General features: G+C 59.0%; 11 protein-coding genes, 1 tRNA gene and 2 pseudogenes. 8 read left to right on the top strand and 6 right to left on the bottom strand.

Annotated features, from left to right (window positions below):
• Nucleotides 1–8 precede the first annotated feature (8 nt).
• Nucleotides 9–443, bottom strand: coding sequence for an SDR family NAD(P)-dependent oxidoreductase (locus tag NYR97_RS09515; protein WP_425613069.1), 435 nt, complete (start codon nt 441–443; stop codon nt 9–11).
• 76 nt (nt 444–519) lie between these two features.
• Here NYR97_RS09515 and NYR97_RS09510 point away from each other — a divergent pair.
• Nucleotides 520–1606 (top strand): annotated as a pseudogene (locus tag NYR97_RS09510) (IS3 family transposase).
• A gap of 217 nt (nt 1607–1823) precedes the next feature.
• Here NYR97_RS09510 and NYR97_RS09505 read toward each other — a convergent pair.
• The 3 genes from NYR97_RS09505 to NYR97_RS09495 all read right to left on the bottom strand — a co-directional run bounded on the left by NYR97_RS09505 (nt 1824) and on the right by NYR97_RS09495 (nt 4151).
• Complete coding sequence (locus NYR97_RS09505; RefSeq protein WP_316697689.1) at nt 1824–2240, bottom strand: hypothetical protein; 417 nt, start codon at nt 2238–2240, stop codon at nt 1824–1826.
• Between the two features lie 413 nt (nt 2241–2653).
• Nucleotides 2654–2746: transfer RNA gene (locus tag NYR97_RS09500), tRNA-Ile, on the bottom strand.
• A gap of 460 nt (nt 2747–3206) precedes the next feature.
• A complete protein-coding gene (locus NYR97_RS09495; RefSeq protein ID WP_316697688.1) occupies nt 3207–4151 on the bottom strand; it encodes a hypothetical protein in 945 nt (314 codons plus the stop codon).
• Nucleotides 4152–4460: 309 nt separating this feature from the next.
• Here NYR97_RS09495 and NYR97_RS09490 point away from each other — a divergent pair, with 309 nt between their 5' ends.
• Genes NYR97_RS09490 through NYR97_RS22430 form a run of 3 tightly spaced genes read left to right on the top strand, consistent with a single transcriptional unit; the run spans nt 4461 to nt 9112 of the window.
• Complete coding sequence (locus tag NYR97_RS09490) at nt 4461–6845, top strand: integrase catalytic domain-containing protein (protein WP_316697686.1); 2385 nt, start codon at nt 4461–4463, stop codon at nt 6843–6845.
• Nucleotides 6832–7851: a hypothetical protein gene (locus tag NYR97_RS09485; protein ID WP_316697685.1), complete on the top strand. Its 1020-nt coding sequence runs from the start codon at nt 6832–6834 to the stop codon at nt 7849–7851. The genes NYR97_RS09490 and NYR97_RS09485 overlap by 14 nt, the downstream gene beginning before the upstream one ends.
• Nucleotides 7784–9112, top strand: a complete 1329-nt coding sequence (locus tag NYR97_RS22430; protein ID WP_425613054.1) for a TniQ family protein — start codon at nt 7784–7786, stop codon at nt 9110–9112. Before NYR97_RS09485 ends, NYR97_RS22430 begins: the two co-directional genes overlap by 68 nt.
• Nucleotides 9113–9290: 178 nt before the next feature.
• Here NYR97_RS22430 and NYR97_RS09480 read toward each other — a convergent pair whose 3' ends face one another.
• Nucleotides 9291–9575, bottom strand: coding sequence for a hypothetical protein (locus NYR97_RS09480; RefSeq protein ID WP_316697684.1), 285 nt, complete (start codon nt 9573–9575; stop codon nt 9291–9293).
• 35 nt (nt 9576–9610) lie between these two features.
• Nucleotides 9611–9807: pseudogene (locus tag NYR97_RS22345) on the bottom strand (TerC family protein); the annotation flags it as partial.
• Nucleotides 9808–10172: 365 nt separating this feature from the next.
• Between NYR97_RS22345 and NYR97_RS09475 the strand changes: the two are divergent.
• The 4 genes from NYR97_RS09475 to NYR97_RS09460 all read left to right on the top strand — a co-directional run bounded on the left by NYR97_RS09475 (nt 10173) and on the right by NYR97_RS09460 (nt 13842).
• Nucleotides 10173–11180, top strand: coding sequence for an aldo/keto reductase (locus NYR97_RS09475; RefSeq protein ID WP_316697683.1), 1008 nt, complete (start codon nt 10173–10175; stop codon nt 11178–11180).
• Nucleotides 11177–12049, top strand: a complete 873-nt coding sequence (locus NYR97_RS09470) for an amidohydrolase family protein (RefSeq protein WP_316697682.1) — start codon at nt 11177–11179, stop codon at nt 12047–12049. Before NYR97_RS09475 ends, NYR97_RS09470 begins: the two co-directional genes overlap by 4 nt.
• Nucleotides 12046–12816: an SDR family oxidoreductase gene (locus tag NYR97_RS09465; RefSeq protein WP_205392942.1), complete on the top strand. Its 771-nt coding sequence runs from the start codon at nt 12046–12048 to the stop codon at nt 12814–12816. The genes NYR97_RS09470 and NYR97_RS09465 overlap by 4 nt, the downstream gene beginning before the upstream one ends.
• Before the next feature lie 168 nt (nt 12817–12984).
• A complete protein-coding gene (locus NYR97_RS09460) occupies nt 12985–13842 on the top strand; it encodes a fumarylacetoacetate hydrolase family protein (protein WP_316697681.1) in 858 nt (285 codons plus the stop codon).
• Nucleotides 13843–14322: the final 480 nt, after the last annotated feature.

The raw sequence follows: 14322 nt of genomic DNA, 5'->3' as shown, positions 1-14322 counted from the left end.
TGATGGGCTCAAGTTCCCTGAGCAGCCACAGAGACTTCCCGCCATTCGTCCCATGACGCAATTCGACTGGTGTAGACGGCCTTGAGTTCATCGACTGCCCCGCCGCCGAGTGCGATACGAAGAGGCGGATCTGGACTATCTACAACGCGCAGGATGGCGTCTGCGGTCGCTTCAGGGCGTCCCATCACGTAGCCCTCAAATGCCGCTGCAAGCGCGTCGCGCACCGGCTGATATGCGGGATTCGATGCGGAGATTTTCGCCGACGAAGGCTTGTTGAAGTCGGTGGCGTAGCCTGCGGGCTCGACCAGCGTCACATGAGCTCCGAATAGTGCGGCCTCATTGTTAAGTGCCTCGAACATCCCTTCCACGGCAAACTTCGATGCACTGTAGATTCCAAAGCTGGGCGCAGAGAACACTCCAAGTACGCTGGATACCGCGAGGATGTGCCCCGGTAATCCCCCCGCAGATTAGCTGGCACCAGAAGTGGAATTTTCTCGTACGCTTTCCTGAGGAGGTTTCATGAAGACATCCCGCTTCACCGACAGTCAGATCATCGCCGTGCTCAAGCAGGCCGAAGCCGGCACACCCGTGCCGGAGCTATGCCGCGAGCACGGCATCAGCTCGGCCACGTTCTACAAGTGGCGCAGCAAGTTCGGCGGCATGGATGCGTCGCTGATGTCCCAGCTCAAGGAGCTGCAGGACGAGAACCGGCGACTCAAGAAGATGTACGCCGATGCCAGCTGAGCGCCGACCTGTTGAAGGAGGCGATGGCAAAAAAATGGTGAGGCCATCTCAACGCCGGGAGATGGCCCGCTGGGCAGTGGAAGATGGCCGCACGAACATCGGGCATGCCTGCCGGACCTTTGCGCTGAGCGAGACCTGCTTTCGCTATCGGCCCAAGGCCAGCGAGGAGAACGCCCGGATTGCTGATTGGCTTGTGAGACTGACCACGGCCTACCGCGATTGGGGGTTCGGCTTGTGCTACCTGCACCTGCGCAACGTGAAGGGGTTTGGCTGGAACCACAAACGGGTGTACCGCATCTATCGGAAGCTGGAGTTGAACCTGCGGATCAAGCCGAAGAAGCGGCTGGTGCGCGAGCGGCCAGAGCCATTGACGGTGCCAGAGACGATCAACCAGGTCTGGTCGATGGACTTCATGCATGACCAGCTGGCCGATGGTCGCAGCTTCCGGTTGCTCAACGTGCTCGACGACTTCAACCGTGAAGGTCTGGGCATCGAGGTCGACTTGTCGCTGCCATCGGCCCGGGTGATCCGCTCGTTGGATCAGATCATCCAGTGGCGTGGCAAGCCGCGCGTGATTCGCTGTGACAACGGCCCGGAGTACATCAGTGGCGCGCTGCTGGCCTGGGCACAGCAGCGCAGGATCCGGATCGAGCACATCCAGCCGGGCAAGCCGCAGCAGAATGCCTACGTCGAACGCTACAACCGCACCGCCCGCTACGCCTGGCTGGCCACAACGTTGTTCGACACCATCGAGCAGGTGCAGGACAAGGCCACACGCTGGTTATGGACGTACAACCACGAGCGCCCCAGCATGGCGCTCGGCGGCATCACGCCAATGCAGAAGTTGGCGTTGGCTGCATAGCTCCACTTCTGGCGACCGCTAAAAGTGGGGGATTACCGGATCAGTCGAGCTCGTAAATCTGGTATCAGAAGGACTGCCAAACGAGGCACAAACCTTGACGAACCGCATCCTTCAATAGCTTCCGACAGAATCAATAACTACGAATAGCTCCCGTCCTAGCGATCCGTTTGCTCATAGGAAGTACTCGCGGAACTCAACGTCATTGTTGGCCAGCGAGCTAATGGATCGGAATATTCAGCAGCATCCCCGTGCGCTCAAGATACTCCTCACCGACTAGTTGGGGGTGATACTGGACGCCACCTGCTATTGCGCTCCAGTGCTTTGCCAACACACCGCCCAGTCCTTCATCCGTACCGTTGACGATTGCGAAGGATGTAGCAATTGTGATGTCAACTATCTCAAAAGACGACAGCGTCAACCAGCAATGCAGGTTCATCCGCCTGCTGGGGATGCCTTCAATCATGTAGCGCGCAAGATCTTGCTCGTCTGTGTGAAAAAGCTCTTCGTTAGACAAGCTAATCCAACCCAGAGTAGGTACAGCGGACAAGCCAAATTCTTTCTCGATCAAAGGAGCGGCGGCTAGATGCACCGCGAAACACTGACCTACCAGATCCTTGGGCTGCAGCTCGCTCACGAGCTCAGATATAAGACCGCCAAGTCTAGGGCAGTGTCGGTCTGAGAACTGGCGGGGCGACCTTTGACAAAGAGCTGGGGCATGCAACTTAAAAGATCTGGTTCGATCATATGCCGCAGCGTACTCTCGCTCATAGTCGTATCGCATCTTGATCAGCTTCTCTTTCAGAAGGCTTTAGCATCGGCTGATCATTCGCAAACTTTAGAGTGTCTTCACAGAAGAATGGGGGTGGTTCGTTCTCTATCTTTTACGGAGCTAGTAGCAGCGTCCGTAGCCTATGCATTTCTCATCTTGCGAAGATGAGGCGGGAAAAATTGCTGCCAAACTTGAGTCTCGCGCTCAGGAAGCGAGCAATGCTGGTGCTAGGACACTAACAACCTGTATGGCCATCAATGTCGTACTCCACAACACAATGGTGCCCCTGGCCGGGCTCGAACCGGCACTTGCCGCTTATCTGGCGCTGACGGGATATAAATCCGCTGCTCTACCAATTGAGCTACAGGGGCGTGATCGTTGCGATCACTCCGATATTCGATAGCTTACCAAGTGGTAGTGACGAGTAGTCATGGGACTAGAATAGCATGAACTCTTCTGGTGCTTGGCCCCACTCCGCCCTGTCTAAATGCACGGCTGAGCATCCGTCCCACCAGATCCTTCATCTCCAACTGCGTGCTAGCTCAGAGATCATTTCGGCTAGCCTGGGACGAGGTCGATCCGAGAGCTGGCACGGCGAACTCTCGCCAAGTGCTGGCGCGTGTAGCTCGAGGAATTTTGCCGTTCGCAGACTACGGCTTACCTTCGTTAGTAGTTACGGTGCAAAGTTCCCAGATCCTGCTGGAACCAACAGCGGCCGCCTGTGGCAGCTTTAGTTTTAACGCTTTGACCTCTGACGGCCTCGACGTATCAGGGAACTCCGAAGACTAGCAAGCGTCGAAAAGTTTTGCGTCCAAATCAAACTCATACGTGTTATCGGCGACCAGACGTGCGATCAAAAGGACTTAGCGCGCGCCCGAGCGTTTTCGACCAAGGGGTACGCAACGCGGCCTCCACGGCCACTTCAACTTCCTCCTGACTGCCGCCTTCGGGCGTGCTGAAAAGATCTATCAGCCAAGCGTAAAGCTCAACCCACATGCTCCAGCTGTGCTCCGGCGCCGAACTAAAGGGATAGCGGCCCGTAGCAGAATTGACCTTCACTCGCATTAGCGCCAGAACTTCGAAGAATGCGGAATAGCTTTCCAAGTTGGACTTAAAGCGCACCGAACCGTGGGACAAGCCGGCTAGGCATGTCCTCACGACCACCTCGGTCAGATCTTGGATTGATCCTCCGAACTCTTTCGACAAACTTAGAAAGCAGAGTGCTCTGGTGATATCGCACCCCGCTTGAAAAGCGGCGATGTCATCCCTTAAATGCTTCGCGAGACGGAGTCGTGCACAGAGAATAGCTATCGCATCCAAGTTCGGTTCAGCCCCGGGCTTGAGCATAGAGACCAGCGGACCACCCCGCAGTCCCTCGTCAGTCGTCCTGACAAGATATTTATGGCGGTCGTAGCAGGCACGTAGGTCAGACTGCGGGTCCAAGATCTCCCACAATGGGTGGTCGAAGACAGCAGCACTGCCGATGGCATCCTGCTCCACAGCCTTGATGCGCGGGCGGCGCGGCGACCTCAGCGTACTGCCCAATTGGCCAGGGTCGTCAATCTCCACGGACCGTGGAAGAGCTCCTCTCGTGGTGCCGTGCCTTGCAAAGTGTTCATTCTTGGCTTGGCGTTGCTTCGCAAAAACAAATACCGCCCATACCTTAGTGCGGCTACGCAGTACGTGCTCGTGGCCGGCATATCCCGGCCGTCGGGGCCACTCATCATATGTTCCACTTAATGGAACATCGGAAGCAAAATGGAACTTCTCGGACACTTACGTGCTCACTTTGCACATAAGAGGGGGTATAAGATCTCGATCTTCCGCTCTACGCTCATCCTGTATCCCGGTGCACGAGTTGCTATCGACAGAACAAATAGGCGAAACAGCGCAAGACACAAAGGGCTGAGACGAAGAAAGCCCAGGAGCTAGAACTCCTGGGCTTTTAGTGCCGCGTCGTTTGGTGACTGACGTGTGCATTCTGATCTCAGATTTTTCTCCTTGTCAAGACGAGGCGGCGAAGCTTTGTCTGAGGATTAGAGTGTGCATGAATTAGAGCTCCGGGCCTGCTTCGCCCGTGCTGGCATGAGCGAAGCTCAAGCCAGCCATCTCCTTCAAATGATCACTGACAGCCCAGGACGCCTACCCGGTGGGGCTGCACTTCAGAACGTCGTCCCGTTGATGGCCTCACAGAAGAATGGACGCCCCATTTGGATGGAAAGCCATACTGTCGAGCGCCTGTATGCGTACGAGTTGGAGTTCGACCCATCGGTGCTTGCCTACTACAGCCAAGTCCCTTGCCGTGGTATCGAGCGAATATTACCCAATGGAAAAAGACACATCGGCAATGCCACTGCGGACTTCTTGGTCATCCGACGCGACTCTGTATCGGTCGTAGAATGCAAGGCAGCTGAGCAGGCTGCGTCCCTCGTCCAGCAGAAGCCGCTGGAGTGGAACATGACCGTAGAGGGCGTTGTGGAACGTCCGGCGCTTAACCGCTGGGCGGCGGACCACGGCATGGACTATAGGGTCTGGATCCAGCCGCGCATGTTCGGATGCCTTCTTGCCAACTACGAGCTTCTGTACTCGGTTGAATCCCCTTCTGCTTATAGCGCGGCGCAGGAAAGGATACTCAAATCACTTGCGTATGGCCCCAAGACGATTGAGCAGCTTCTGCTCACCATACCTAGATTATCTCCACGAGAGATACATCAGCTCTTGCGCAGTGGTGATGTCTTCGGCCCGATTGCAATACGGACGTTGGACCAAGTTGACGCCTTTCCACTTTTTCGTGACCGGCTTCAATGCGACGCTGCTCAGGCGTCTTGGCTGGCATTGAGCGACGAACGGCTGAGCCAGGCCTCCGATTCCTTGTCGAATTCGTCGCTCGTGGATCTTGAGGCCGGCCGGGGGAGGTTGCAACGGCTAATACTGATGAGACAAGGGAAAGCGACTTTCACTCGAAGATTCAGAGAGCTTGATCGTCGTGTGGCTAGAGCAGTTGCCGAAGGCCTTCCAGAACTCGAGGCGTGCCTAACGTCTTATCGCTCTTCGGGTAACAGGGGTAGCAGGTTACTCATAGCGCAGAGCGAGGCTGTAGCCGAGGCAGTCAAACGATGGGAAGCCGGGCTCAGCTACGACAAGAAAAATGCCTACATCGAGCATCAAATTGACTGCGAGCAGAGAGGATGCAGACCAGTTGCCAAGAGTACCTTGCTCAAACGCTTCAAAGCTGCCAGCAGGGCAAAGCGGGCACTCAGCACCGGAGGGGTTCGGGGCTACCAGAAGCAAAGGTCAGCGAGTGACCCACGATCTCGCTCCCTGCCTGCGATCGGAGTGGGGCTCCGGTTGCAAGTGGATTCGACACTGATCGACAACCGAGTATTTCCAGGAATAGAGGACGTTCTTCTTCTTGACAGACCGGTTATCTACGTTGCAATCGACAATGCAACTGAGTATCCGCTTTGCTACGAGCTTGCTTTCGGTCCGGCACGCTCCGACGCGTTGGCTTCTCTGTTGCGGACGTTTGTCCGCACTTACGGTTTGCTGCCAGGAATCATCCAGGTTGATCGAGGAACCGAGAACCGTTCCAAGTGGCTCGCCGAGTTCTGCTCGGTCTACTCGATCACCCTGTTGATCCATCCCACTGCTGCTTCACCTTTTAACAGCGCCGTCGAAAACTGCATTGGACGCGTCAACTCGCTGCTCCATCGTCTTCCCGGAAGCACAAATCCTGATCAGAGAGGACGGGCCGTAGACGGGCGCTTTAAGAGCCGCCGGACCGCAAAGCTTCAGTTCGCAACCCTTGAGTTGATCATCCGGGAAGTGATCGACGAGATGCGATCGATACCGGGTGCTGCCGGGCTGTCTCCCTTACAGCGGCACGAAGCGCTTCTGCAGGCCACCGGGTGGGCGGGTCGCCAGACGAAAATTGACGAAGATTTTCTCTTTCACAGCTCGATACCGATTAGGGCCGCACGCGTTAACTCCAGCCGGGGCATCAAGACCGAGCGCCACACCTACGCCAGTACTCAGTTGCTTGAGGCGGCTCGAAGCGGAGATGTCGTTGAGATAAGACGAGACTGCGAGAACGCCAGCATTTTGCGTGTTCAGATGACTTCCGGGAGATACAAAGCATGGGCGCCATTCGCTCAAAAAATTGCCAGCCCTCCGGAATTGGAAGTTAAGTTTATTTCCTACTATCTATTTCAGTCGGGATCATCTGTTCTTGAACGAAGGATGGCCTCGCACGTGGCCTTGCGTAAGAGAGTAGATGCCTGCGTCAAAGCCTCAGGGGGCGGGGCAGCGCACCAAGCAACGGAAAAACCCAATGATATTCCTGTACAGAGCGTACCATCGCCGGAGACGTTGGCATCAGCAGGCAAGCATTCACAAGATCTCACCCTTTCGATGGAAGTGTTGGAGAACCACATGCTTGGGTGGGAAGGCAGTGCTGATGAAAGTCGATAAGCTACTAATGCACCCTAAGTTTTCTACATCTCGCAAGAACATACTCGCGACGCTGCAGTTCGCCGACCCTGGCTCACTCGTCTTCGTTGTTGGCATATCTGGTGTCGGAAAGAGTGAGCTTCGGTACGAAGCGATGAGGACATTGTCAGGACCTTCGTCTAATTGGACTGACGGAGAAATGCCGGCCGTGGCAGTGAGAGCGACGCTGACTGACAGAAGATTCTTCAACCCAAAGGACCTCGCGATGCGCTTGGCCTATTCATTAAGACATCCAGACGTGTCCTGGCTGCAGAACCGAGAAGAGGTTGAGGACCCAGATGTGGTGCACGTCGAAGTTGAGACCGCCAGGAGGGCGCCAGTGTGGGCTGAGAGGCGGCGAAACTCTACCGAACATGGCCTGCGCTTCGAATTCGAGCGCCACGCTCAAGCAAGGCGCTTGCGATGGCTGTTCATTGAAGAAGGCACCTCTATTTGTACCGTCCCGCGAGGTCGATCCGTGCACAACTACATGATGGGGCTGATGCAGCTGGCTGAGGAGTGCTCGCTGACCATCGTACTGTTTGGCACTCCGCGCGCGGCCGCATTGTGGGACAGTTTCCCGGATGTGCGTAGGCGCTCGCTGTTTGTCTGGGTCGAGCGCTATCGGGAGGACAGGGCTGAGGACCACTTAGCTTTTGGTGGTCTGGTGATGGCACTGGCGCGGCAGTACCCGCTGTCCTCACCGGATCTGTTAGTGAACAACTTAGAGCTAGCTTTAACTAACTCAGCTGGATCTTTCGGAGAGCTTAAACAGTTTCTTGCAAGGGCTGACCAAGCCCGCCGTCGCAGGCAGGCCGAGAGCATTGGGACCTGCGACTTGATCTCGGCCTCCTACTCACGGGACCAGATACTTTCCATGTGGGAAGTCGCCAAGGAGTTTGATCGGCTCCAGGAGCCAAATGTCCTGGCCCGTGATCTGTCGCATCTTGATCTTGCGTGGGCAGGCGGCTTGGGGAGTGGCTCGTGAATGTCAATCGCCAGTGGCAATGGACCGCTCTACCTCCGCTACCGCTGCATGGCCTAAGCAGCTCTCATGTCGAATTTTAGATAGCTATGCAATCCGCATAGCGGCTACACAAGGCATGACGCCCTTAGAGTTTGTCCGCCAGCTCGACGCGTGGGGAGGCCACCCTATGGGGGGAATTGTCTATCCACGAACGGGCCTAGTGGGTCCAGGACGCCATTTCGCGGAAAGGGTGAATACGCTTGAGCGACTCACCGGAGGCCAAGCTCTAAGAGGGGGTACCTTCTATAGCGTGGCCAACGCACTAAGGCACCAGCAGCCAGGATTTTCCGTGAAGCGACGCTGGTGCTCCGTATGCTTGGAGGAGATGCGCAGTATCGGAGTAACGGCCAAGCTAGCTTGGGTTTTTTCTAAGCTTTCAGCATGCAGCATCCATGGCGTGATGATTACCCAAGCATGCCCAACCTGCGGTGCAACACAGCCTTATACAATGTCGTTGGCCAACAGGTACTCCTGCAGTGCATGCCATAGCAGTTTGCTCACCAATCCGCGCTATTCACACGCACTTCCAGAGGAACGGCAATGGATCGATAGAAACATTGAGGAACTTGTCGAGTATATAAGTGGGCACGCGCCGATGGTGGCGCCTGGCGGGTATGAGATGTATTTGACCAGGCTTTCTAGCACTGGCGACCTACGTGGCAAACAACACGACTTCTTGACCGGACCTCCTAGCCTTGGAAGCCTTCTTCGGCTGAGCGCTTATATGGGGGTCACGATGCTCGACATCTTGACCCGACACGATCAGTTACCTGTTAAAAGACTAGTACCGGACACTGAAGAGCCCCTCTCATTATCTACTTGTGACGACGCTGATATCAACTTATTTTTTAAAGTGGAGCGCATTGCCAAGGAAGCACTCGAGTATCGGGTGTATCCTCTGCCGTCCATGCAGTTTTTGCTAAGTAGATACGGCTTAAGCCATGCGCCGAGGTTTCTGATAGAGAGCGTTCATTATCGTAGGTATATTAGGCGGCACAAGGTTCAACCATTGATAGCCACAGCGAAGTTGCAAAACGCCTTGTTTGAATCGTGCTTCCGGATTTTTGAGCGTCCTGATCATCCAAAGCTCTCAGAGATCGTGGAAGCGCAATGCATGATTCACCGCGCTTGCGCTAGAACCGTACGCAAATACCTCAGAGCAACGCTTTGCATGATCGCAATAGAGGGCTCAAGTGAGCCTGTCAAACCTGACTTGGGATGAGTCCATGGCAGATATGCAGCTGATCTACATCTGTTTCGTTGGCGCGCCAAAGCGGCCAGCGCTCGTGTAACGGATCAATCGCGTAGCGATGGCCATAGCCGTCATCGCTGACACGACGCTCGATCAGGTGCGGATGATCCTTGGAAGCTTGTCGTGACGGTGTATTAGTTCATCTGGATCATGCTTGGGCCAGACGTGCCACGCGATGATCAGGCCGGCCAGCGCCAAGACGCTTAGTGCTGCGATCCTCACGATCGCCGATCAGGTTCAGCATCGGCCGCACAAACGCACACAGCAACAGCAACAGCAACATAAACAGGCTAGTGCGCAGCAACGAAGCGATAGTGGCCATAAGACGGGGCATGGCGCTAGCTGACGCGTCGGCGCTCAAGGGTCGGCACCCCAGGTAACCCTTCAGGAACTTGAAGACCAGGCCTTCGGCGATCAGGCTGAACCTGGTCATTGGCCGGAAGCCCAAGCACAGGGAGACGCGACCACTACAGCGGCCAGCGACACCAGGCGCATCAGTAGATGCCAGCCGCAGATCGAGCAGTCGCGCCTTATCGCGCTGATGCGGGAGGGTAGCTCTCCGCCAGGATGGCGATGAAGATCAGGCTGTCGATGCCCAGCATGATTTGCAGGATGGCGAGTGTCGCAAGACCCGTCCAAGATGGTTGGGTCCGAAGCCATTCCATAAGATCAGTTGAAAAACGAGAAAATCGCGTTCTTGCACAAGCCCATAGCCGCTTTTCGGTGCAGCGCCTCGCGCCAGACGCAGATCTGGGCCAATGGTGAAAAAGCGCCATAGTCTGGCACCCCCGCGAACGCCATAGTTCGTCCGCTACGTGCCGAACTATGGTGTTCCCCCCAAGAGGCGCTGCGCTGAATCAACACACCCCATTTTGCTGCACCGCAGCGTGATCTGTTCACTTATGATTGCGATATTCATATGCGAACAGTCCGGCACCGGCCGGCTGGTGGACGTTGCGATGCCCAGCTGCTGCTTTCCAGATTCCGTACGCACCTGCCTGATCACCGCCAAGCCTGCGGAGCGTCGCGCGTGAGCGTTCCGCGGCAGCGTCTGGGCACCACCGACGTGCAGCTCTCGGCGCTGGGCTTTGGCGCCGCACCGATCGGCAATCTGTACACCGAGGTCGACGAGGGCGACGCACTGGCTGCTGTGGAGGGCGCGTACGAGGCCGGTATCCGCCATTTCGACACCGCGCCGTACTACGGCTACGGGCTGAGCGAGACGCGTCTGGGCCGTGGCCTGGCCGGTGTGCCGCGCGCAGACTACACGCTGTCGACCAAGGTCGGCCGCTGCCTTTACGACGACACGCAGGCCGCCGCCGGGCGCGACGGTTTTGCGGTGGCGGGCCGGCGCGCCGCATTCGACTACAGCAGCGATGGCGTGCGGCGCGCGTTCGCGTCCAGCCTGGAGCGCCTGGGCACCGATTACATCGACGTGCTGCTGCTGCACGACATCGGCGCGCTGACCCACGGCGACAACCACGCCCACATCCTGCGCCAGGCCTTGGAGGAGGCCTTGCCGGCGATGGCGGCGCTAAAGGCGGCCGGTGCTTGTGGGGCGATCGGGCTGGGCGTCAACGAGCAGGACGTGGCACTGGAGGTGCTGCCGCGCTTCCCGCTCGATTGCGTGATGCTGGCCGGCCGCTACACGCTGCTGGAACAGCACGGCGCCCGCGCGCTGCTCGATCAGGCACAGCAGCGCAACGTGGCGATCCTGTCGGCCGGTCCGTATAGCTCGGGCCTGCTCAGCGACGCGCGCGGCCCCGGTGCGACCTACAACTACGCGCCGGTCGATACCGCCACCTTGCAGCACGCGCAGCGCCTGTACGCGGCCTGCGCGGCGTTCGATGTGGATATCGGTGCGGTGGCGCTGCAGTTCCCGCTGGCGCATCCGGCAGTCACCACCGTGGTGGCCGGCATGCGCACCGTGGCCGAGGTGCAATCGGCCACCACGCGCCTGCAGACATCGATTCCGCCAGCGCTGTGGCAACGCCTGCGCGAAGATGGCCTGCTCGCTGCGGACATGCCCACGCCATGAGCCGCATCGACGCGCACCTGCATTTCTGGCAGCTGGCCCGTGGCGATTACCACTGGCTCACGCCCGAACTGGCGCCGCTGTATCGCGACTTCGGCCCCGCCGATATCGGCCAGGCGCTGGACGCTGCCGATATTGAGAGCGTGGTGGTGGTGCAGGCCGCCGCGACCGAGGCCGAAACCCGTTACCTGTTCGAGCTGGCCCGCGCCGATGCGCGCATTGCCGGCGTGGTCGGTTGGGTCGATTTCGCCGCGCCCGATGCCGCCGCGCGCATCGACGCGCTGGTGCGCGACGGCGGCGGTGTGCTCAAGGGCCTGCGCCCGATGGTGCAGGACATCGCCGACGTGCAATGGCTGGCCCAGCCCGACCTGGATGCCGCCTTCGACGCATTGATCGCACACGACCTGGCGTTCGACGCCTTGATCCGCAGCGTGCATGTGCCGGCGCTGCAAACGCGCCTGAAGCGCCATCCGGACCTGCGCGTGGTCGTCGATCACGGCGGCAAGCCGCAGATCGCCGCGGGTGAATTCGTTGCCTGGGCGGCCGGCATGGCCGCGCTGGCGCAGCATCCCACTGTGCACTGCAAGCTCTCCGGGCTGCTCACCGAAGCAGCGCGCGGTGCCGGCGTGGAGGCGCTGGAGCCGTATGTCGGCCATCTGTTCGCACGCTTCGGCGCGCAACGCCTGCTATGGGGCAGCGACTGGCCGGTGCTGACCCAACGCGCCGATTACACGCAGTGGTTCGAGATCGCACAGCACCTTGTCGCCAAATACGCCGATGGCCGCACCGCAGCGGTGTTCGGCGACAACGCACGCATGTTCTATCGTCTGCCACGGCCGGCGGCCCCCACCCACGGAATCTCTTCGGTATGACTGTCTCGATCTCTGCAACTCCCAACGACCGCCTGCATGGCAAGCGCTGCCTGATCACCGCCGCCGGCGCCGGCATCGGCCGCGAAAGCGCGCTGGCCTGCGCACGCGCCGGTGCGCAGGTGATCGCCACCGATATCGATGCCGCGGCCCTGCAGGCGCTGGCGGCCGAATCGGTTGCCATCACCACCCAGCTGCTCGATGTCACCGATGCCTCGGCAATCGCCGCATTGGTCGCGACGCACGGCCCGTTCGATGTGCTGTTCAACTGCGCCGGCTTCGTGCATCAGGGCAGCATTCTCGATTGCGACGAGCCGGCCTGGCGCCGCTCGTTTTCGATCAACGTCGATGCGATGTACTACACCTGCAAGGCGGTGCTGCCGGGCATGCTCGAACGCGGCCGCGGCAGCATCATCAACATGTCCTCGGTGGCCTCCAGCATCAAGGGCGTGCCGAACCGCTTCGTCTACGGTGTGACCAAGGCCGCAGTGATCGGCCTGAGCAAGGCCATCGCCGCCGATTACGTGGCGCAGGGCGTGCGTTGCAACGCGATCTGCCCGGGCACCATCAAGACGCCGTCGCTGGGCCAGCGCGTGCAAGCGCTGGGCGGCGACGAACAGGCGGTGTGGAAGAGCTTCACCGACCGCCAGCCGATGGGCCGCCTGGGCGATCCGCGCGAGATCGCGCAGCTGGTGGTGTATCTGGCCTCGGACGAATCCTCGTTCACCACCGGCCAGACCCACATCATCGATGGCGGTTGGTCCAACTGAGCGCGACAACGCATCGCGGTGCTGTTCACCGCAACGTGGGCGCGGCCAGTGCCAGATGCGATCTGTATCGCTCGTCCGCCTTGATGTGAGCACGCCGTCCTTACCCACCCGCTGCACGCGCGCTAGGTTTGCTAGCCGCCCCATTCCTCACCTGCAAAGGAAGACTGCATGAAACTCGTACGCGTTGGCGCCCCCGGCCAGGAACGTCCCGGCTTGATCGATAGCGAAGGCCGCATCCGCGATTTGAGCGGCGTGATCGACGATGTGGCCGGCGAGCACATCACCAATGCCGGCCTGGATAAACTGCGTGCGCTGGACGTGTCCACGCTGCCGCTGCTCGAAGGCGAGCTACGCTATGGCGCCGCAGTGGGGCAGATCGGCAAGTTCATCTGCGTGGGGTTGAACTACGCCGACCACGCGGCCGAATCGGGCATGGACGTGCCCAAGATGCCGATCCTTTTCATGAAGGCCACCACTGCGGTGACCGGCCCCAACGACACCGTGATCATCCCGCGCGGCTCGGTCAAGAGCGACTGGGAAGTGGAACTGGGCGTGGTGATCGGCGATGTGGCGCGCGATGTCTCCGTGGACGAAGCGCTGAACCACGTCGCCGGCTACGCGGTGATCAACGATCTGTCCGAGCGCGAATTCCAGCTCGAACACGGCGGCCAGTGGGTCAAGGGCAAGAGCGCCGATACCTTCGGCCCGATCGGCCCGTGGCTGGTCACCCGCGATGAAATCGCCGACCCGCAGAACCTGTCGATGTGGCTGGAGGTCAACGGCCACCGCTACCAGAACGGCAGCACCCGCACGATGGTGTTCGGCGTGGCCGAACTGGTCAGCCACATCAGCCGCTACATGACGCTGATGCCGGGCGATGTGATCAGCACCGGCACCCCGCCGGGCGTGGGCCTGGGCCAGAAGCCGCCGGTGTATCTGAAGCCGGGCGACGTGATGGAACTGGAGATCGAAGGCCTGGGTCGCCAGCGCCAGCCGGTGGTGGCGCATCCGCGTGATGCTGTTTGAGGCCATCGGCTTCCCGGACCTTGGTTCTCGAAGAAAGATTGAGTGAAGGTAAGTGGCTAAGTATCCGCACGAAGCAGCCTAAAGCCCCTCTCCCCTCGGGAGAGGGGTTGGGGTGAGGGTACGTAGCGACATATCCAAGCAGTTCGTCGCGATGTGCCTTTGTCGTTAGGCGTGACATGTCGGCGCGTGTGTCGATGTGTCATTCGCAAATTTTTTAAGCGGCGTGCGAGGGCGTTGAACTTCCAAGCGCTGTCGCGCGTTGATATCGACACGCAGCTGGTCATGCAGTGATTCGTTGATCTGTGTTGTTCGTTGATCTGCGTTGCAAGCGTATGAGTACCTGCAGCGCTTCAACATAGTCGGCGCTGCGCGTCCGTACCCTCACCCCAACCCCTCTCCCGGGGGGAGAGGGGCTCTGGCGCCCGTATCCGTTTCCGTTCCCCGTTTCAGTTTTATTTCGCGCGTTTTATTCCCGTCTTC

It is taken from the genome of Xanthomonas hydrangeae, assembly GCF_032697525.1.
Lineage (GTDB): Bacteria > Pseudomonadota > Gammaproteobacteria > Xanthomonadales > Xanthomonadaceae > Xanthomonas > Xanthomonas hydrangeae.
Note: the sequence above shows the minus strand (reverse complement) of the source record. Positions and strands in the feature narration are given on the sequence as shown.